15 protein-coding genes and 1 tRNA gene are annotated in these 18,720 nt (G+C 67.3%); 8 read left to right on the top strand and 8 right to left on the bottom strand.

Going from position 1 to position 18,720, the window contains the following annotated elements:
- Window positions 1–65: 65 nt before the first annotated feature.
- A complete protein-coding gene (locus H5T65_01230; protein MBC7257849.1) occupies window positions 66–503 on the bottom strand; it encodes a hypothetical protein in 438 nt (145 codons plus the stop codon).
- 139 nt (window positions 504–642) lie between these two features.
- Window positions 643–716: transfer RNA gene (locus H5T65_01225), tRNA-Lys, on the bottom strand.
- 713 nt (window positions 717–1,429) lie between these two features.
- Here H5T65_01225 and H5T65_01220 point away from each other — a divergent pair.
- The gene (locus H5T65_01220; GenBank protein MBC7257848.1) at window positions 1,430–2,695 is read left to right on the top strand and encodes an argininosuccinate synthase; all 1,266 of its coding nucleotides are present in this window, start codon (window positions 1,430–1,432) and stop codon (window positions 2,693–2,695) included.
- Window positions 2,696–2,743: 48 nt separating this feature from the next.
- Here the strand turns inward: H5T65_01220 and H5T65_01215 are convergent, their stop codons facing one another.
- The 3 genes from H5T65_01215 to H5T65_01205 form a co-directional block, all read right to left on the bottom strand.
- Window positions 2,744–5,587 carry a hypothetical protein gene (locus H5T65_01215; GenBank protein ID MBC7257847.1) on the bottom strand — a complete coding sequence of 948 codons (2,844 nt, stop codon included), beginning with the start codon at window positions 5,585–5,587 and terminating at the stop codon, window positions 2,744–2,746.
- A 126-nt stretch (window positions 5,588–5,713) separates the two neighbouring features.
- A complete protein-coding gene (locus H5T65_01210) occupies window positions 5,714–6,577 on the bottom strand; it encodes a DMT family transporter (protein MBC7257846.1) in 864 nt (287 codons plus the stop codon).
- A gap of 3 nt (window positions 6,578–6,580) precedes the next feature.
- Entirely contained in the window at window positions 6,581–7,834 is a 1,254-nt protein-coding gene (locus H5T65_01205) for a GNAT family N-acetyltransferase (GenBank protein MBC7257845.1), read from the bottom strand.
- A 673-nt stretch (window positions 7,835–8,507) separates the two neighbouring features.
- Between H5T65_01205 and H5T65_01200 the strand changes: the two genes are divergently transcribed.
- The 4 genes from H5T65_01200 (at window position 8,508) to H5T65_01185 (ending at window position 13,824) form a co-directional block, all read left to right on the top strand.
- A complete protein-coding gene (locus tag H5T65_01200; GenBank protein MBC7257844.1) occupies window positions 8,508–9,257 on the top strand; it encodes a prepilin peptidase in 750 nt (249 codons plus the stop codon).
- Window positions 9,258–9,274: 17 nt separating this feature from the next.
- Complete coding sequence (locus tag H5T65_01195) at window positions 9,275–11,254, top strand: DUF4910 domain-containing protein (GenBank protein ID MBC7257843.1); 1,980 nt, start codon at window positions 9,275–9,277, stop codon at window positions 11,252–11,254.
- Window positions 11,255–11,283: 29 nt separating this feature from the next.
- Window positions 11,284–13,065 (top strand): indolepyruvate ferredoxin oxidoreductase subunit alpha, encoded by a 1,782-nt coding sequence (gene iorA, locus H5T65_01190; protein ID MBC7257842.1) that lies wholly within the window; start codon window positions 11,284–11,286, stop codon window positions 13,063–13,065.
- Between the two features lie 174 nt (window positions 13,066–13,239).
- Window positions 13,240–13,824, top strand: coding sequence for an indolepyruvate oxidoreductase subunit beta (locus H5T65_01185; GenBank protein ID MBC7257841.1), 585 nt, complete (start codon window positions 13,240–13,242; stop codon window positions 13,822–13,824).
- Between the two features lie 77 nt (window positions 13,825–13,901).
- Here the strand turns inward: H5T65_01185 and H5T65_01180 are convergent, their stop codons facing one another.
- Window positions 13,902–14,276, bottom strand: coding sequence for a DUF1232 domain-containing protein (locus H5T65_01180; GenBank protein ID MBC7257840.1), 375 nt, complete (start codon window positions 14,274–14,276; stop codon window positions 13,902–13,904).
- A 215-nt stretch (window positions 14,277–14,491) separates the two neighbouring features.
- On the opposite strand from H5T65_01180, the gene H5T65_01175 reads away from it, so the two are divergent.
- A complete protein-coding gene (locus H5T65_01175) occupies window positions 14,492–16,180 on the top strand; it encodes a helicase-associated domain-containing protein (GenBank protein ID MBC7257839.1) in 1,689 nt (562 codons plus the stop codon).
- 199 nt (window positions 16,181–16,379) lie between these two features.
- On the opposite strand, the gene H5T65_01170 is transcribed toward H5T65_01175, so the two are convergent.
- Together H5T65_01170 and H5T65_01165 are read right to left on the bottom strand one after the other, a co-directional pair.
- Entirely contained in the window at window positions 16,380–16,865 is a 486-nt protein-coding gene (locus H5T65_01170) for a hypothetical protein (GenBank protein MBC7257838.1), read from the bottom strand.
- A gap of 102 nt (window positions 16,866–16,967) precedes the next feature.
- Entirely contained in the window at window positions 16,968–17,351 is a 384-nt protein-coding gene (locus H5T65_01165) for a hypothetical protein (GenBank protein MBC7257837.1), read from the bottom strand.
- Here H5T65_01165 and H5T65_01160 point away from each other — a divergent pair.
- Both H5T65_01160 and H5T65_01155 read left to right on the top strand, forming a co-directional pair.
- Window positions 17,341–18,108: an ABC transporter permease gene (locus H5T65_01160; GenBank protein MBC7257836.1), complete on the top strand. Its 768-nt coding sequence runs from the start codon at window positions 17,341–17,343 to the stop codon at window positions 18,106–18,108. The two genes, H5T65_01165 and H5T65_01160, sit on opposite strands and share 11 nt — an antisense overlap.
- The coding region (locus tag H5T65_01155; GenBank protein ID MBC7257835.1) for an ABC transporter permease at window positions 18,105–18,720 on the top strand (616 nt) is incomplete at its 3' end. The genes H5T65_01160 and H5T65_01155, both read left to right, overlap by 4 nt.

The raw sequence follows: 18,720 nt of genomic DNA, 5'->3' as shown, positions 1-18,720 counted from the left end.
GGGCAAAGAAAAGGCGGTGGGAGAGGTCTCTCCCACCGCCTGGTCGTATTCGGTTGTAGCGGGGTCTATTGCTGTTCCAGCAGGTCGCAGATGCCGTTGCCGTCGGCGTCCACGAAGTTGGCGCCGCGCGCCCCGTAGCCGCGCCGGGCCATGCCCGCGCCCTGGCCGTTGGAGGCGGTGCGGGCCGTGCGCCCGTAGCCCAGGCCCTGGCCCGCGTTGTCGCAGACCCCATCGCCGTCAGCGTCCACGAAGCGGTCGTTCACGCCGTCGCCGTTCTCGTCAACGAAGCCCCAGGCATGCCCGAGGCCCTGGCCGACGTTGTCGCACACGCCGTCGCCGTCCGCGTCCACGAACCCGTAGGCGTGCCCGTTGCCGTTGCCCGACAGGTCGCGGATGCCGTCGCGGGTTCCCGCGGGCCCCTGGGCGAAGGCCGCCGTGGCGACCACCATGGCCAGCGCGAGCGCCAGCACAACTGCTACACCGATTACCACTGTCCGTTTCATGTTGAAATCCTCCTGTGTGAGTTTCGTTTGATTTGGGAAGGTCCGTGTGTCTCTCATCCTTCCGCGGACAGGATACCACAGGAGTGTGAAGGGATTATGAAGAGGGGCTGAAGGTGTGATGAAGAATGGGACAAAAAGGTGAGCCGTGCGCGACTCGAACGCGCGACACCCTGCTTAAAAGGCAGGTGCTCTGCCATGCTGAGCTAACGGCCCACGGCTTCAGTATACCACAGGCCGGCGCGGGCGTCAAAAGCACCCCTGGCCAGGTAGTGATATACTTCGGTGAGAATTGGTCAGGCCGATGCGCGGCAGGATGAAACGCATAGAGCATATGGGCAGCTTCCCATACCTGTCCCCTGCGTCTGGCGACTATGGAAAGCCGCCCTAGGGATAGTCTCCCCGCCTGTTCCCTGCCCGGCCAGGCGGGGGCCGCGAAGCCCCTAAGAACGCTCGCATCTCCATTGGGGCCTGGCGGGATAGGGAACGCGCCGGACGTAGGGCAAATTGCCAATTTGCCCTACGATGACCGCCGCGCGAGCAGCGCCAACCGAACGTGCGATCGCCCGATAGGTCTCCTGGCACTATGCTACCACATCGTGCGTTCCTGCGAAAAAGCGAGCGCCAATAGGGTCTGCCTTTTCGCAGCGGCCGACGAAAATTGACAAGTCTGGCCTTTGGGCATATATTTGTTCCAGCCTAGCGTGAGACTTGTAGGTAATGAACGTCATGCCGGCAGTGGAAATCCGACGACGAGCGGACGAAAGGTCAGACCCCGCGTCTGGATAGTCCCGCTCGGCTTGCGTTAGCATACACGAGGCCGGCCTCCAGACAGGGGGCTGGCCTTTCTTTTTGGCGCGATGGGGATACCCGTCGCGCTTTTGCATACCCACGGCTGTAAGATTCCCATACCATGAGGAGGAGGCAAGATGAAACGGCAGCAGTTCAAGAAGGTGGTTTTGGCGTATTCGGGAGGGCTGGACACGTCGTGCATCGTGCCCTGGCTCAAGGAGAACTACGGCTGCGAGGTGATTACGTTCACCGCGGACCTGGGCCAGGGGGCAGGCGAATTGGCCGGCCTGGAGCAGAAGGCGCTGGCCAGCGGGGCGAAGAAGGCGTACATCGTGGACCTGCGCGAGGAGTTCCTGATGGAGTACGCTTTTCGCACCATGAGGGCCGGCGCCATCTACGAGCGGCTGTACCTGCTGGGGACCTCGTTCGCGCGCCCCGTTACCGCCAAGCATCTGGTGAAGATCGCCGAGCAGGAAGGCGCCGATGCCGTGGCCCACGGGTGCACGGGCAAGGGCAACGACCAGGTGCGGTTTGAACTGTCGGTCAAGGCGCTGAACCCGCACCTGAAGGTCATTGCGCCGTGGCGCGAGTGGGAGATTCGGTCGCGCGAGGACGCCCTGGCCTACGCCCGCGCCCACAATGTCCCCGTGGCCGTTACCGAGAAGTCCATCTACAGCCGCGACCGCAACCTGTGGCACATCAGCCACGAGGGCGGCGTGCTGGAAGATCCCTGGGCCGAACCCGAAGAGTCCATGTTTATGCTCACCGTCGCGCCCGAGGCGGCCCCAGACACGCCACAGTATCTCACGCTGAAGTTTGAGCACGGGTATCCGGTGGCGCTGGACGGCGAGGCGATGGGGCCGGTGCAGATTCTGGAGCGGCTCAACGACGTCGGCGGCGCTCACGGCGTGGGGCGGGTGGACCTGGTGGAGAACCGCCTGGTCGGGATGAAGTCGCGGGGCGTGTACGAGACGCCAGGCGGCACCATCCTCTACGCGGCTCATCAGGGACTGGAGCAGATTTGCCTGGATCGCGAGACGCTGCATTACAAGGAACTGGTCGGGCATCGCTACGCCGAACTGGTGTACTACGGCCAGTGGTTCACCCCGCTGCGCGAAGCCCTGGACGCTTTCGTGGACAAGACCCAGGAGCGCGTTACGGGCAGCGTGCGCGTCAAACTGTACAAGGGATCGTGCACGGTGGTGGGGCGCAAGTCGCCATTCAGCCTGTACCGCGAGGATTTCGCCACCTTCGGCAAGGACGACGTGTACGACCAGAGCGACGCGCAGGGGTTCATCAACCTGTTCGGCCTGCCGATGAAGGTGAAGGCGCTGCTGGATATGGAAAACGGCTGGGCGAGCGGCCTGGAGCGCCCCGACTACAGCCGCTTCAAGCGGGACTAGGCCAGGGCAGGGGCAGACACGGGGTCGGGCAGACGCGAAGGTCTGCCCCTACGACCCGACGCGCACGGTGGCGGTTGCCCACGGCCCGCAGGACACGCGCACCCTGCGCCCGTCCGCGATGGTCAGCGGCTGCGGTGCCTGCTCGGCGAGGTTCACGCGCTCGGCGCGGCGGATGGGCCAGGCGAATGTCAGTTCCGCGTCCACGGCGCGCGCCGCGTAGTTGCACACGCGCACGATGAGGCCATCGCCTTCTTCGGGCGCCTTGATGGCCGTTACGACGACAGAGTCGGGCTGCGCCGACAGGACCGATGCCGCGGCAGGGAGCGGCCCTCCCGCCGACGGCGCGACCAGTACGGCGCGCATGGGCGTCTCAAAGGCGTGGGCGCGGCGGAAGGCCTGCTCCCAGCCGCCCGCGTGGGGGATGATGGCGTAGGCGAAGGTGTGCTCGCCGATTTCCTGCGCCTCGGGCGTGGGACGGCCCGGCCCCGCGCCCCACTTGCGCGTGGCCAGGTCGTCGCGGGATAGCCATCCGACGCACCGCAGCAGTGTTACGGCGATGGTTGCGCCGTCTGCGCCCGGGATGACCTCGCCCTCGGGCAGGCCGCGGACGGCCACCATGACGCCCTTCTCGCCGTCGTTCACGTCGCAGAAGGCGCGCTGTGGGAAGGTGGGCTGGGGCTGCTCTATCCAGTCGGCGGTGTCTGTGGGGATGGCCAGGGGGCGGCGCACCACGTCGTAGTGCCCCTCGGCAAACGAGTGGTCGGTCTGGATGGGCGTCGGCACCAGGACGCGGAGACGGTGGTCGCGCGCGGTGTTGGCGACGGTGGTCTGGATGTCGCACCGCGGCACGCCAGCGGCAAGGGAGACGCGCGTCGTGATGGGGATGACGACGTGGTGGGGTGAACGCGAGGCGCGGTCGGGCGACAGGGCCTCGGGCAGGCGGTAGAGCAGGTCAATCTCCAGCGCCGCGCGGGCGGGGCCGGTCTCCACCAGGCGTATGACGGGCTTCTCGCAGGGAGCATCCACGACCGTGTCGCGTTCCGGCGGACAGTAGTTGTACTCATCGCCGCGGTCGCCGCCGTCCACGAAACGGTTGACGCCCGAAAGCCGCATGCCCGTGGGCTTGTGCAGGATGGACAGGGTGCCGTCGCGCGGCTCCACCTGCACCGACAGGAATTCGTTTTCCAGGCGCAGGGCCGATGCGCTGACGGTCGCAGTATGGCCGACGGGCCTACCCGGACGCAGGGCAAACGCGCGATAGCCAAACCCGGGGATGTCGGGCGCGGCCAGGGCGACGCGGCACCGCAAGGGGCTTCGCACCCGCACCTGCACTTCGCGCACGGTCTCGTCCTCCAGCAGGCTCTGGGACAGCGCTGCCCAGTTGCGGAGAACGGCGGGGTCGGGCGCGCCGCTCTCGCCCAGCGTTACGTCCAACTGCGCACGACCGCCTTCCTTGCGCACCACCACCTCGCGGATGGGCCTGTCCTGCACCTTCCCGTCCTGCACGGCTCCCGCGACGAGGAGCAATTGCTCGCGCGCGAACGTGCCGCCGAAGAATTCCTGCTGCTCCCGCTCCAGAATCTGGCAGGGCACCGGCCGCCCGTCTTCGTCCACGATGACGAAATCCTCCAGGCTCTGGGGGAGTTCCAGGGTGGCTTCCAGCGCGTCCGTTCGCGGGCCTGCCAGCGGGTTGAAGATCACGAGGGCGGGCGTGTCGCCGGGGTGTGTTGTGGCGCGCGCGATGGCGTCCAGGCTCTGCTGGACGACGGTCTCGCCGATTTGCTCCGCCCAGTCGTAGCGGGTGCGCATCTCGCGGTGCACCTGATCCACGCTGCACCCGCAGATGGAATCGTGGGGCTGATTCTCCAGCAGGTAGCACCAGGCGCGCTGCACAATCGGGCGAGTGGGCGCAAGGGGCACGTGGGGCGCGCCGGCCTGCTCCGCGAGTTGTTCGGCGAAGGCGGCCCAGGGTTCCGCCCACCGCTCCAGCAGGGTCTGGAGGGCGGCATTGCGCTGCTTGATCCACATGCGGGCAGACAGGACGCCCGGCAGGAGATGCTGGGTCTTGCAGGAGCGGAGTTCGCCCTGAACGACGGGGAGCGCCTCCAACCCCGACGGGCCGAGGGCTTCGCGGACGGCCTGGATGTAGGCGGGCAGGGTGCTGTGCTGGATGTCCAGCGACGGCAGTTGCTCGGATGCGCGGCGGATGGAGGCGGGCAGGCTCGGGTGAGGCTCCATGTGGTCGGTGCCGTTCATGAGCGGCAGGCACCCGCTACGGGAGTGGGCGGTCATGTCGGCTACGAGGGCCTCCACGGCGGCGACGAACGCATCGGGGTTGGTGGCGGGCAGGTGAGCCGCGTTGCCGTAGCCGCCGCGCAGGTAGAGGAGCAGCACCTCATCGCTTCCCGCTCCGCGCCACCGCAATTCAAACGGGTGATCATCTAGCCCGCGCCACAGGACTGCCTCGCTCATGCCGAAGCCGCGCAGGATGTGCGGCAGTTGGGAGATGTGGCCGAACTGGTCGGGAACGTAGCCCACGTTCATCTTGGCGCCGAACCGCCGCGCGATGCGGTCGCCCAGCAGGAGGTTGCGCACGATGGCCTCGGGACTGACGAGGAACTCGTCGGGCAGGATGAACCACGGGCCGATGAGCAGGCGGCCCGACTGCACCAGCGCGCGGATTTCGGCCTCGCGTTCGGGCCGCATCTCCAGGTAGTCCTCCAGCACCACGGTCTGGCCGTCCAGCATGAAGAAGCGGTATTCGGGATCCGAGGTCATGATGTCCATCAGGCCATCCACCAACTTGACCAGGCGCAGGCGGAACTCCTGGAACGGCTGGTACCATTCCCTGTCCCAGTGCGTGTGCGAGATGATGAACGCCTTGTGTGTCATTGTGTTCGCCTCCCGATGCTTGACTTATGGGAACAAGCCTCGCGATTCACCGCAGAGAACACAGAGAACGCAGAGAATGCACGAGGAATCTCTGCGACCTCCGCGCGCGCCGTGGTGGGGACATTTTCATCTCCGCGGCCCCTGGATGATCACGAGGGCAACGCCCAGGAGCGTGATGGCCGCGCCGAGCGCCGCGTTCCACGTTGGGGCTTCGCCCAGCAGAAGCCAGCCCAGCAGGATGCCGCCGGTAACCTCTTGGGTTGCGACGAGATTGACGTACGTTGCATGGGTTCTGCGCAGGGCCGCGTTGTACAGGGTGTGGCCCAGGCCGAGCGGGAATATGCCCAGCGCCAGCACCGACAGGGCCTGCGGCCACCCCCAGCCCGTGCCCGCCAGGGGCACCGCCACAGGCGTCAGCCATAGCGCGGCCGCGCCGTAGGTGGTCAGGGCGTAGGTGAATAGCGGATACCGGTCGCGCTGGGAGCGGCCCGCCACGGAGTAGAACCCGAAGGCGATGGCCGAGCCGAGGGCCAGGGCATCGCCGATGAGCATGGCGCGGCTGAACTGCGGTTCAAAACCTGCCAGGATCGCAACGCCCGCCACGGCCACGATCACGCCCAGGTACTTCCAGCGGGCGATGGACTCACGCAGGAACAGCGCCGAGAACAAGGTTACGAAGATCGGCGCGGTGTAGGTGAGGGTGAGGGAGTGGGCGATGGTCGTGTAACTCAGGGATGCGATGTAGCAGAAGAAGTGCGCGGCGGTGATGCCGCCGAAGAGCAGGAACCGCGGGATGTCGCCGCGCACCAGCCGCACGCGCTGCCGCGACGCCAGGGCCAGCGTGGCGACGGTGAGCGCGGCGATGGCCAGCCGCGCCCAGGTGATGACATAGGGCGACAGGGGCGCTGCCCAGCGGATGAGCACGGGCGACGTGGAAAACATCAGCGTGCCCAACGCCACGTACAGCAGTCCCTTTCGGCTCTCGGACATGCCCTATTCCCCTCCCAGGTGCGAGGCGCGCGGGGGCAGGCGCTTGCGCAGGTAGGTTACGCGCGTGGGTTGGCCGTTCAGCGAGACCGTCGTCTCGCGGTAGGCGGTGAAGCCCTCGCGTTCGTACAGGGCGCGCACGCGGCTGTCGTCGGAGCGCACGCCGATTTCCAGCGTTGCGATGTCGCGCGCCGAAGCCTCGTCGGCCAGGGCGCGGATGAGCGCCGTGCCCAGTCCCCGCCCCTGGAGCGATGCCTCCACCGCCAAGTTGGCGATTTCGGCGCGGTCGCCCGTGATGCTGAGTTCCCCGCTGGCCACGGCCTCGCCCGCGTCCACGACCAGGTGCACCCTGCGGCCCCGCGCGCTCTCGGCCAGGCTCCACTCCAGATGCCGAGCGACATCGTCGGGGGGCGATGCGGGCAAACAATTGCGCGCAAGCGCGTCGGCGTCGTCGGGTTCGGCGCGGCGGATGCGCCACGCAGGCCCAGGGTTCAGGTGGAACGCCAGGTGATGTTCCAATTGCGCGGCCACGAACCGCACGTCGTGCGCGCCTGGACGCTGTCGGTATTGGGCCAGGATGCCCTGGGCGCGGCAGGCTTCCACGAACCGTTTGCCCAGGGGCCGATCCCAGGCGGCGTCGCCGGTGGTTACCAGCAGGCGCACGTCGCGCAGGGCGTGCGCCAGGGCAGCGGGGTTGTGCTTGCGCCAGGTCGCGCAGTCGTCGCCGAGGAGCGCTCGCAGGCCAGGGTAGTCGGGGCAGAGCGGCTCAATGTCCAGCGGGCCGAGGATGGACGACGCGCTGGCGAACAGGTCGGGATGGCGAGCGGCCAGGTACATGGCGCCGAACCCGCCCATGCTGAAGCCGCAGATGGTGCGGCGGTCGCGTGAGCCTCCTACGGGGTGTCGGGCCTCCACGGTGCGCAGGGTGGCCAGGAACGCAGTTTCGCCTCGGCTGCGCGGGTCCACCGGGCTGTCCAGGTACCAGCGTTTGCCCCCGTCCACGAACACCAGGCAGGCGTCCGCCGCCATCGGCAGCAGACGCGCCGTGGGCAGGTCAGTGAAGAAAGAGGCCGGCGAATGTCCCGCGCCGTGCAGGAAGTAGATGACGAGAGCACGCGTGGGCGGGCGGCCCGTGGCTTCGGGCGGGCAAACCAGCACGCGCTCGCGGCGCAGCGGCCCAACGCGAACCCACTCCCAGCGGCAGCGCGGCGGGAGGGGCACGGGGAATACACGATTGCCTCGCAGTGGGTTGCGCGCCATGTTTGTACTCGTCGGACTCCGTAAGGTCAGGGGCAAGTATAGCAGGGTGGGCGGGTACCTGCAAAGCGGGGGTGTTTCGGTGCGCGGCGGCTCGCGAATCCAACACGGCACAGAAGCGCAGGGGCACCACCGGCGGCTGTGGAAAGCCGCCCTACGAGTCCGCACACCGTAGGGTGGCGAGCGTAGGGCAGGTTTCCGTACTTGCCCCTACCTCCGGCGGCTACGGAAAGCCGCGCTACGAACTGTAACCGCGAATCACGCGAATCCACGCGAATGGAGAGCAGGGGACTGTCTTGGGACTTCGCCCCGCGCCATGGGCATGGGTGCGACGCAATTCCGAAAGTGCGCCGCACGTTGTGCCCTCTTGTCATTGCGAGCGAAGCAATCGCGCCGGACTGCACCCCCTCGTTTCCCCCTCTACGCGGGCGGTGAGAGGGGGAGGCCGAAAGCGCAGGGGTGCGGTGTGCAGGTGCGCTGCGCCCACCCTGCTGAAGGGCCAGCCCGAAAGGTTTTTTTCTCTCAGCGCGGGGGCTCAACTCCGCGCGACCATGCGGCGATTCACCCCCGCCCGCGTGGAGCAAATTGGCAATGTGCTCCACGCTCTCGCGGTTTGTGATTGAGGCCAACCGTGGTATAATGCGGCGACAGGCCAGATTGCGCAGAGAGTATGGGGATGATAGTCGCAGCAGCGCTACTTGGATACTGCGTCGGCGTGTTCCTGAACCTGTGCGCCGATTTTCTTCCCGCCGAACCTCGGCAATCTCCCTTTCAGTTTCCCCGATGTTCTGCGTGCGGCGCGGCTCGGCGTCCGTTGAGCCTGGCGGGGGTGATCGCGGATTGGGCCGGGTGGAGTCGCTGTCCGCAGTGCGGTGCGGGGCGAGGGCTGCGCGCGCCCATCGTGGAACTGGCAACTGCTGCCATCTTCGGCTTCTTGGCCTGGCGATACGGGGTTGGGGTGCAGTTTGTCTTCCTGGCCCTCTACTTCGCGGTGCTTGTCCTGGTTACCGTTACGGACCTGGAGCACCGCCTGATTTTGGACGTGGTTACCTATCCGGCCATGGGGCTGGCGCTGGTGGCGAGTTTCTTCATGCCTCACATGACGCCGGTAAAGGCGCTCATTGGCGGGGCCATTGGTTTCGGGTTGTTCTTTGTGCTGGCCGTGATCGCCCGGGGCGGGCTGGGCGGTGGCGACGTTACGCTCATGGGGTTTGTGGGCCTGGCGACGGGGTTCCCGGTGGTGCTGGTGGCGATCCTGGTGGGCATCTTGCTCGGCGGGGTTGGAGCAGGGGTGATGTTGGCCCTGCGCCGCGTGGGTCGCAAGAGCGCCATCGCCTATGGCCCGTACCTGGTGCTGGGGGCCGCATTCGCGCTCCTGTACGGGCGCGAGTTCATCCTGTGGTATCTGGCACCCTATGCGCGCTAGGCGCAAGGAGGGAATGCATGTTTGACTCATTGATGGCAACGCTTCGCAAGGAGATTTCGGGGGCGGCGGCGAAAAACCACGTGGCCGAGATTACCCGCTACCATCGCATTCAGGCCAGCCCCGGATTCCGCGCGGCGGCGCAGCACGTCGCGGAGACGCTCAGGGACGCGGGCCTGGAGGTGCGCGTTCTGTCGTATCCTGCCGACGGCGCAACGGCCTTCTGGTCCATGCGCACGTTCCTGGAATGGGATTGCAAGGCGGCGACGCTCCACCTGCTGGGGGAAGACGGTCAGCCGACGGAGAAACTGGCGGACTATCGTGACGAGAAGATTTCGGTGATCCAGCGGAGCGCGCCCGCGGACGGGGATTTTGAAGTTGTGGCGCTGGAGGGGGGCGAGGAGCGTGCCGACTACGAGGGCCTGGACCTGGAGGGCAAGGTGGTGCTGGCGCGCGCACCCATGGACCGCATCATGGATTTGGCGGTTCGGGAGCGCGGGGCGGCGGGCGTGCTGTTTGACGGGATGATGAAGACGCCACCCGTGCGCGAGCGCATTGATTTGCCCGACGCCCGCCAGTACACGTCGTTCTGGTTCCGCGGCGGCGAGCACCTGTCGGTCTTCGGATTCGTGCTGACGCCGCGCCAGGGCGACACGCTGCGAGAACGATGCCGCAAGGCCCGCGCCGAAGGCAAGGCGGTCCGCGTGCGGGTCCACGTGGATTCGTCGCGCTACGCGGGCCAGATGGAGGTGGTGGAAGCGGTCATTCGCGGGGAGACCGCCGAGGAAGTGCTGCTCGTCGCGCACCTGTGCCACCCGCAGCCATCGGCCAACGACAACGCGTCGGGGGCGGGGGCGCTGATGGAAGTGGCGCGGGCCCTGGCCGCCTGCGTGGCCGACGGGCGGCTGGCCAAGCCGCGACGCACGCTGCGGTTCCTGTGGGTGCCGGAGATGTCGGGCACGTATGCGTATCTGGCGTCGCGCGAGCAGGATATTCCCCTCATGGTTGCGGGGCTGAACCTGGACATGGTGGGTGAGGATCAGGACCAGTGCGGCAGTTCGCTCCTGGTGGAGTCGCCGCCGGCGTCCATGAGCAGTTTCGCGCCGACCGTGGCGCGGCATATCCGCGACCTGCTGCTGGGCGACGCCAAGAGCCACGCGGGCCAGGGCGAGTTTCCGCTGTACCGGTACGCCGACACGCCTTTTTCGGGCGGGAGCGATCATTACATTCTGTCGGATCCCAGCGTGGGCGTGCCGACGCCGATGATCATCCAGTGGCCCGACCGGTATTACCACACGAGCGAGGACACGCTGGACAAAGTCAGCCCCAAGATGATGGGGACGGTGGCGGCGCTCGCGGCGGCCTACGGGTATTGGGTTGCGAACGCGGGGCCGAAGGAAGCCGAGTGGCTTGCCCACGAGATGACGGCTCGGTTCAAGGTGGACATCCTGCGGCGCGCCCAGGCGGCGATGGCAGCAGGGAGCAGCAAGGGCAGCGTGGCGAAATTGCGGCGAGAGGTGGCATTTGCCACGGCGCGGCAATCCGAGGCGCTGGCCACCTTGCGCCGCCTGGCTCCTGTGGATGTAGCGCCGTTCCAGGCGGAATGCGCGGCGTTCGCGGACGGCGAGTTGCGACGCGCGGCCTCGTTCCTGGGCGAGGAGGCGGGGGAGCCTGGCGCGCCGCCGTCGGGCGAGTGGGAGGAAAAGGCCGCCAGCCTGATTCCCGTGCGGCGGTTCCGGGGGCCGCTGTCGGTGGGCGATCTGCTCATCAAGCCGGGCGACCGCGAGGCCTTCCACCGTTTCAGCAAAGAGCATGAGGCATTCGGGCGGACGATGCCCGTCCTGGCGCTGTACTGGGCGGACGGCGAGCGGTCGCTATCGGACATCGCCGACCTCTTGGAGGCCGAGACGGGATCGCGGCAGACCCAGGCGCTGGTTCAGTACTTTGAACTCCTGGCGCGGGTGGGAGGTGTAGAACTCCGCCGCCGAGGAGATGGATAGAGGCACCGATTACCACAGGGAGGTGTGGAATGCGAAAATTGCTGTCGGGAAATGAGGCGATCGCGCGCGGCGCGTGGGAGTACGGCGTGGCCGTGGCGTCGGCCTATCCGGGGACACCGAGTACCGAGATTCTGGAGGAGTTTGCGCGTTACCCCAACGTGTACGCCGAGTGGGCCACCAACGAGAAGGTGGCGCTGGACGTAGCCATCGGGGCGGCGTATGCGGGCCGGCGCGCCATGTCCACCATGAAGCACGTGGGCCTGAACGTGGCCGCCGATGCGTTCTTCTACGCGTCCATGACAGGCATAGAAGGCGGGCTGGTCATCGTGTCTGCCGACGATCCGTCCATGCACAGTTCGCAGAACGAGCAGGACAACCGCAACTTTGGTAAGTTCGCCCGCGTGCCGGTGGTGGAGCCGGTGGACAGCCAGGAGGCGAAAGATTTGGTGGGCGCGGCGCTGGACATCAGCGAGCGGTTTGACACGCCGGTCATGCTGCGCATCACGACACGCATCGCCCATTCCAGCACGCCGGTGGAACTGGGCGAGCGTCGGGAAGGCCCGCCCCCGCTGCCGACCTATCCGCGCAAGTTTGAGAAGTATGTGATGCTGCCGGTGAACGCGCGCAAGCGGCATCCGGTCATTGAGGAGCGCATCCGCAAACTCACGGAGTTCGCGGAGACTTTCCCGTTCAACCGCATTGAGTGGGGCGACCGAAGCCTGGGGATCGTAACGTGCGGCGTGGCCTATCAGTACGCCAAGGAAATCTTCCCCACGGCATCCATCCTGAAGTTGGGGATGACCTACCCGATACCGCCGAAGATGGTGCGGGAGTTCGTGGGGCAGGTGGAGCGGGCCATCGTCCTGGAGGAATTGGATCCCTTCGTGGAGAACGAGATCAAACTGCTGGGCATCTGGGTGGAGGGAAAGTCCATCTTCTCGGGCATTGGCGAGATGGATCCGCGCACGGTTCGCGAGCAGGCCGTCGCAGCGGGCCTGCTGCCCGAGTCGGTGCGGAAGACGTACATCGTGCCCGACGTGGGGAGCCTGCCCGGACGGCCGCCGGTGCTGTGTCCCGGGTGCCCGCATCGGGGGTTCTACGTCATCACGCGGAAACTGAAACTGCCCATCAACGGCGACATCGGGTGCTATACGCTGGGCGCGCTGCCCCCGCTGAATTCCACGGATACGTGCGGGTGCATGGGGGCCAGCATCGGGGTGGCCCACGGCGCCGACAAGGCCGGTTCGCCCGAGCGCAACATCGCTGTGCTGGGCGATTCCACGTTCTTCCACACGGGCATGCCGGCGCTGCTGAACGTGGCCTACAACAAAGGCAAGGCGATTACCGTCGTGCTGGACAACCGCGTAACGGCCATGACCGGCCACCAGGACAACCCGGGCACCGGCCGCACGCTCCAAGGCCAGGAGACGAAGGAGATTGAGTTTGAGCCGCTGCTGCGGGCGCTGGGGATGGATCACGTGCAGACGCTGGACGCCTTTGATCTGCGCGAGGTGGAGCGGGCGCTGCGAGAGGCGCTGAAGCGGGACGAGGCGTCGGCGCTGGTGGTTCGGGGCGAGTGCGCACTGCTGCCCGAGGCGCGCAAGCGGTACGTGCCGTTGCGGGTGGACGAGGAGCGGTGCAACGGGTGCGGGCTGTGCTTCCGGGTCGGCTGCCCGGCCATCGTGAAGCGCCCCGACGGTAAGGCGTCCATTGATGCGCTGCTGTGCACGGGGTGCGAGGTGTGCGCGCAGGTGTGCGGGCGCAAGGCCATCCTGTTCCGGGCGCAGGTTCTGGAGCAGTCGGAGGCTTGACCTCACCCCCTCAATCCCCCGAAGGCGGGCGGGGGGTCTGACCTCACCCCCTCAATCCCCCTCTCCGCCGGCGGAGAGGGGGACGGCCGAAGGCTGGGGGCGAGGTGCGGCAGGCGGACAGAGGGGTGGGAAATCGCAAGCAGTTGCAGGTGATCCAATCAGGGAGGAAGGACTATGAAGAGCGTAGATTTCACTGTCGTCGGTGTGGGCGGTCAGGGCACGCTCCTTGCCAGCGACGTGATCGCGCAGGTTGGGCTTGAGGCTGGCCTGGAAGCCAAGAAGTCGGAAGTGCACGGGATGGCCCAGCGGGGCGGCAGCGTCATCAGCCACGTGCGCTGGAGCGAGAAGGTGTATTCCCCGCTCATCGGCAAGGGCGAGGCCGATTTCCTTGTGGCGTTTGAGAAACTGGAGGCGCTGCGCCACGTGGATTGGCTGAAGCCTGGCGGCGTGGCGCTGGTCAACGATCAGGAGATTCCGCCGGTGGCGGTGAGTTCAGGCGGGGCCGAGTACCCGTCGGACGAGCGGTTTCTGGCCGCGTTCAAGGCGGTTACCGATAGGCTCTACCTTATTCCCAGCCTGAAGGTGGCCCAGGAGGTTGGAAGCGCCCGCGTGAACAACGTGGTGATGCTGGGGGCGCTGTCGACGCTGCTGGATGTGGACGCGGCGGTGTGGCGCGCCGCGATAGAGGAGCGGGTGCCGCCCAAGTACGTGGAGATGAACCTGCGGGCCTTTGATCGGGGGCGCACCCTGATCAAGTAGGGCCTTCCTCGTGTGGCGTCGCGCCCGAAGCCCAGGCGCTACTTCGGCGCCCTGCTTCGGGCGCTTTCGTTTGGCGATCAATCCTGGTGGACGGTGTACTCGCCTTCCACCACTTCGCCTTCGGGGGCAGGCTTCACAGAGGCGCCCCGCAGGCGCGCCATGTGCTCGGCGGCCACGTCCCTGGGGCAGAGGGAGATGAAGGCCTGCAGGCCCAGGGCCAGGAGCGTCAGGTCGTCCAGTTGGCCCACGAAGGGCGTGAGATCGGGCAGGATGTCCAGCGGGAAGATCACGTAGGCGAGCGCGACAGTGGGAACCACGATTTTGGGCCACAGAGGCACGCGCGGGTCGCGGAACAGCCTCCACGCGAGCCGCACCCGATTCCAGAGCGCGGTTACGAATCCGACCTTGTTCTTGGGCGCGTATTCGGACATGCCGATCACCTCCATGCGCATCCAGTATAGTCGTTTCCGTGCGGCGCGCAACATCGGGCGCAAGGGCGCGACAAGGTGCGGTTCTATAAGGTGCGACGCACTTTCGGAAGTGCGTCGCACCTGGACCCATGCCGCGACCAACAGGGTTTGGAGCCAGGTCGCGAAGAGAGTGCGGTTGTCGGCGCGCGGCGCGGCACGTATAATACCGCCGAAGATTCCATCCCACGAGGGCCGCGATGCGAGAACTGGCGGAATGCTTGTTGGACTACTCGGTGGCGCGGCTGCGCGCACTGGCGGCGGCGCGGGGCATAGACCTGCCCACCAACAATCGGGTGCAGGCGGCGCGCTTCCTGGCCGACCAGATGCTGCGCCCTGAATCCGTGGCCGAGGCGCTGGAAATCCTGAACCCCCAGGAGCGCGAGGCGCTGGAGACGGTGCAGGCGGCGGGGGGCAGGGTGCGGGCCGACCCGTTCATGCGGCGATTCGGGGAGATTCGCCCCATGGGCGACGGCAGGCTGATGCTGGAACAACCCTGGCTTGCGCCTGTCAGCGCCACCGAGCGGCTGTGGTTCCTGGGATTTCTCTTCAAGGCGTTCGCCGACTATGCGGACGAGCGCGTGGCGTTTTTGTTCATCCCCTCGGACGTGCTGCCTCTGCTGCCGCCGCCCAGGGCGCAGGCGGGCTTGCCGTTTGAGCCGCGCGACCCGCCTGCACAGGTATGGCGAGCGCTGGATACGGCATCGGTGGACGTGTGCACGTTCCTGGCCTACGTGCAGAACCACCAGCCTCGCTACGTGCGCGGGCGCGGGCTTTCGCCCCAGGATGAGTCGGCGTGGCGGCGGCGCTGGGTTTGGCGGCCCATGTCCCCGCCCCCGTTCGCGACGTTCGTGCCTATGCGTGCGCAGTGGCTGCTTCGCGTCGTCGGGCGGCTGAAGTTGGTGCGCAGGGCAGGCGACCGAATCAGGCCGGCGTCGGATGCGGCGCGAGCCTGGTTGAGCGCGCCCACACCCACACGGCAAAGTCAAATGTGGTCGGCGTGGGTGGCCGACGAAGGCTGGGATGAATTGCGGCGCATCGCGGAGATTCGCTGCGAAGGGAGCGGCTGGAGCCACGACCCCGTGCGCACGCGCCAGCGGCTTCTGGACTTGCTGAAGGGGTGCGAGGCTGGAACTTGGTATTCGCTCAAGCAGGTGGCGCAGACGATCCGCGAGTACGCGCCTGACTTTCAGCGCACGGGCGGCGACTACGAATCCTGGTACATTCGGGATGTGAAAACGGGCCAGTACCTCAGGGGGTTTGAGCACTGGGATGAGGTGGAGGGCCGCCTGATTGCGCAAATTGTCGCAGGGGCGATGCACTACGTGGGCGCGGCGGACCTGGGCCGCGATGCTCAGACGGGCGACGTGCTCTTCGCGCTCACCGAGTGGGGATGGGCGTGGCTGCATGGCGGCGAGGTGGAGCCAGCGGCGGAGTTCGCGCCGATCACGGTTGGGGACGACGGGCGGGTGCGCTGGCCCGCCGACGGGAATCTCCTGCACCGCTTCCAGTTGGAGCGCTTTGCCACGTGGGTGAGCGACGGCGACGGCGCAGTGTACGAGATCAAGCCCGTGTCGCTGGCGCGGATTCTGAGCCAGGGCGTGAACGTGGACGCGGTGGTGAAGTTTATCGCGCAGGCGAGCGCGGGGCAGGCCCCCGAGGGCATCCTGGCGCGCATTCGCGAGTGGGCGATGCGCAGGGGCCGAGCGCGGTTGTCCCGCGCCGTGCTCCTGGAGGCGGACTCGGCAGAGATTCTGGCGGAGATTCGCGCCGACCCGGAGATCGGGCCGCTGTTGGGCCAGACTGTCGGGCCGTCGTGCGTGCGCGTGCCCGAGGCGCATCGGCGGCGGGTTGAGGCGCTTCTGCGCAGCAAGGGGTTTATCGCGTAGGGGGTGCTTGTGGGGCAGGGGTGGCCCCTCACCCTAACCCTCTCCCCGCGGGCGGGGCGAGGGGACGGGCGGCTATGGAAAGCCGCCCTACGCATGCTGACCACCCCTCACCCGAACCCTCTCCCCGCGAGCGGCGCGAGGGGACGGGCTGTCCTTCGCATGGGCAGGCGGCGGACTTCGGAACCGCGCCGTTGCACTCCTACGGGCGGGCGGCGGCGCGGACCGCGTCCAGAAACGCCGCCAACGACATGTCGCCGATTGTGCCGTCCTCCACCGCGTACACGCCCTGCGGCCCACCGAGCACCGCGGCACCTTTCAGGAACAGCACCACCTGCTGGCCATCCTCAAGCGACACGCCGCCGCTCACCGCCTGGGCGATGTCTCCCACCTGGCCCCCCTCCATGCGCAGCACGACCTCGCGCGGCTTGGCGCCCTTCACCGCCTCGCTCACGCGCAGGCGCACCGTGGTGAAAATGGCGGTTCGGTCGGCGTTCCACGCGCTCTCGGACGAGACCACCGTGCCTACCACGATTCGGTCGGCGTCGCGGGCCAGTTGTTCCAGCGACATCATCTCCCGAATCGCCGCGCCGCCGTTCAAGTCCACGGTCAGCGTGGCGGGCCTCTTCGCCGCGCACGCCGCAAGGAGCACTATCAGCAACCCCCATAGCACCAAGCGTGTCTTCATCTTTTCCATCCTTCGGATGCGGCTGTGGTGCACGGACTCTCCCGCCGTTGCGCGAGCCGCTTCCACCCAAAGGACGCTCGGAGCACGCTTCGGGTTCCCGAATCAGCGTTTCTCCTCGCGGGCGTAGGGCAAGCCCAGGGCAGCGGGCGCGCCCACGCGCTTGCGGATGCCTTCCCACCATGTAACGAACACCAGTACTACGATGGTGAAGGCGTAGGGCAGCATGTTGAGAAACGCCGCCGGGATGGTCGTGCCTGCCGCCTGCATGCGGAACTGGACGGCGTTGATGCCGCCGAACAGGATGGCGCCCACCACGGCGCGCACCGGGTCCCATGTGGCGAAGATGACCAGGGCGACGGCGATCCAGCCGCGCCCCGCCGTGAGGCCCTCGGTCCAGCCGGGCGTGTAGGCCAGCGACAGGTGCGCGCCACCCAGCGCGATGAGCATTCCGCCCACGATGGTGTAGAGGTAGCGGATGCCCCTCATGATCGTGGCAGGGTTCCTGGCGGGGGCCCTCTGGGGCCTCATCCCCGCCTTCCTGCGCGCTTTCCTCGGCGTCAACGAGGTCATCACGACCTTGATGATGAACTACATTGCCATCCTGTGGATTGAGTACCTGTTCTACGGCCCCTGGCGCGACCCGAAAGGATACGGCTTTCCGGGCACCGCGCCGTTCCCGCAAGAAGCGTGGTTGGCGCGCTATCCGGGCACGCGCGTGCACCTGGGGCTGGTGTTCGGCCTCGTGGCGGCGGTGGCGCTGTGGCTGGTGCTCACGCGCACGCGATGGGGCTACGAGGTGCGCGTCATCGGCGAGAACCCCAGGGCGGCCCGATACGCGGGCATCAGCCTGTGGCGCAACGTCCTGCTGGTGATGCTCATCAGCGGCGGGCTGGCCGGATTGGCCGGCGTGGGCGAGGTGGCGGGCATCTCCCACCGCCTGCAGAAGGGCCTGACGGTGGGCTACGGCTACACGGCCATCATCGTAGCGTGGATGGGGCAACTGAACCCGTGGGGCGTGGTGCTGGTGGGGATCTTGCTGGCCGGCCTGCTGGTGGGCGGCGACCAGATACAGATCACCATGCGACTGCCCGCGGCGGTGGCCCTGGTGCTCCAGGGAGCCATCCTCTTCTTCATGCTCGGAGGCGTGTTGTTCAACCAGTATCGGCTGAGGGTGGACTGGGGGCCGCGCCGCAGGGCTGCGAAGCCCGCTGCTCCCCCTGCCGTCTCAGGAGGCGAATCATGACCCTTGCGCTCATCACCTCCATCCTGTGGGTTACCATCCGCGCCGGCACCTCGCTGCTGTACGCCACCGTCGGCGAAATCCTCACGGAGCGGGCCGGTATCCTCAACCTGGGCGTGGAAGGCATCATGATCGTCGGCGCGGTTACGGGGTTCGCCGCCGCCTTCCACACCAAACAGGTGTGGGTGGGCGTGGGGGTGGCGATGCTGGCGGGCGCGGCCATGGCGTCCATCCACGCCTTCCTGTCGGTGAGCCTGCGCGCCGAGCAGGTGGTCAGCGGCCTGGCGCTCACCATCTTCGGCACGGGCCTGGCCAACTACCTGGGCCAGCGGCTGGGGCCAGGCGGCGCGCCCCTCGTCGGCATGGTCGGCCCCAAGTTCACGCCCGTGCCCCTGTCGGCCCTGGCCGACGTGCCGCTGCTGGGCAAGTCGGTCTTCAATCAGGACATCCTGACCTACGCCACGTACCTTCTGGTGCCGCTCCTGTGGTTCTTCCTCAATCGGACGCGCCCTGGGTTGCACTTGCGGGCGGTCGGCGAGAACCCCCAGACCGCCGACGCCATGGGTGTCAACGTGACGGGCATCCGCTACCTCTACACCATCGTGGGCGGAATGC

Source organism: Chloroflexota bacterium (genome assembly GCA_014360805.1).
GTDB lineage: Bacteria > Chloroflexota > Anaerolineae > DTLA01 > DTLA01 > DTLA01.
Note: the sequence above shows the minus strand (reverse complement) of the source record. Positions and strands in the feature narration are given on the sequence as shown.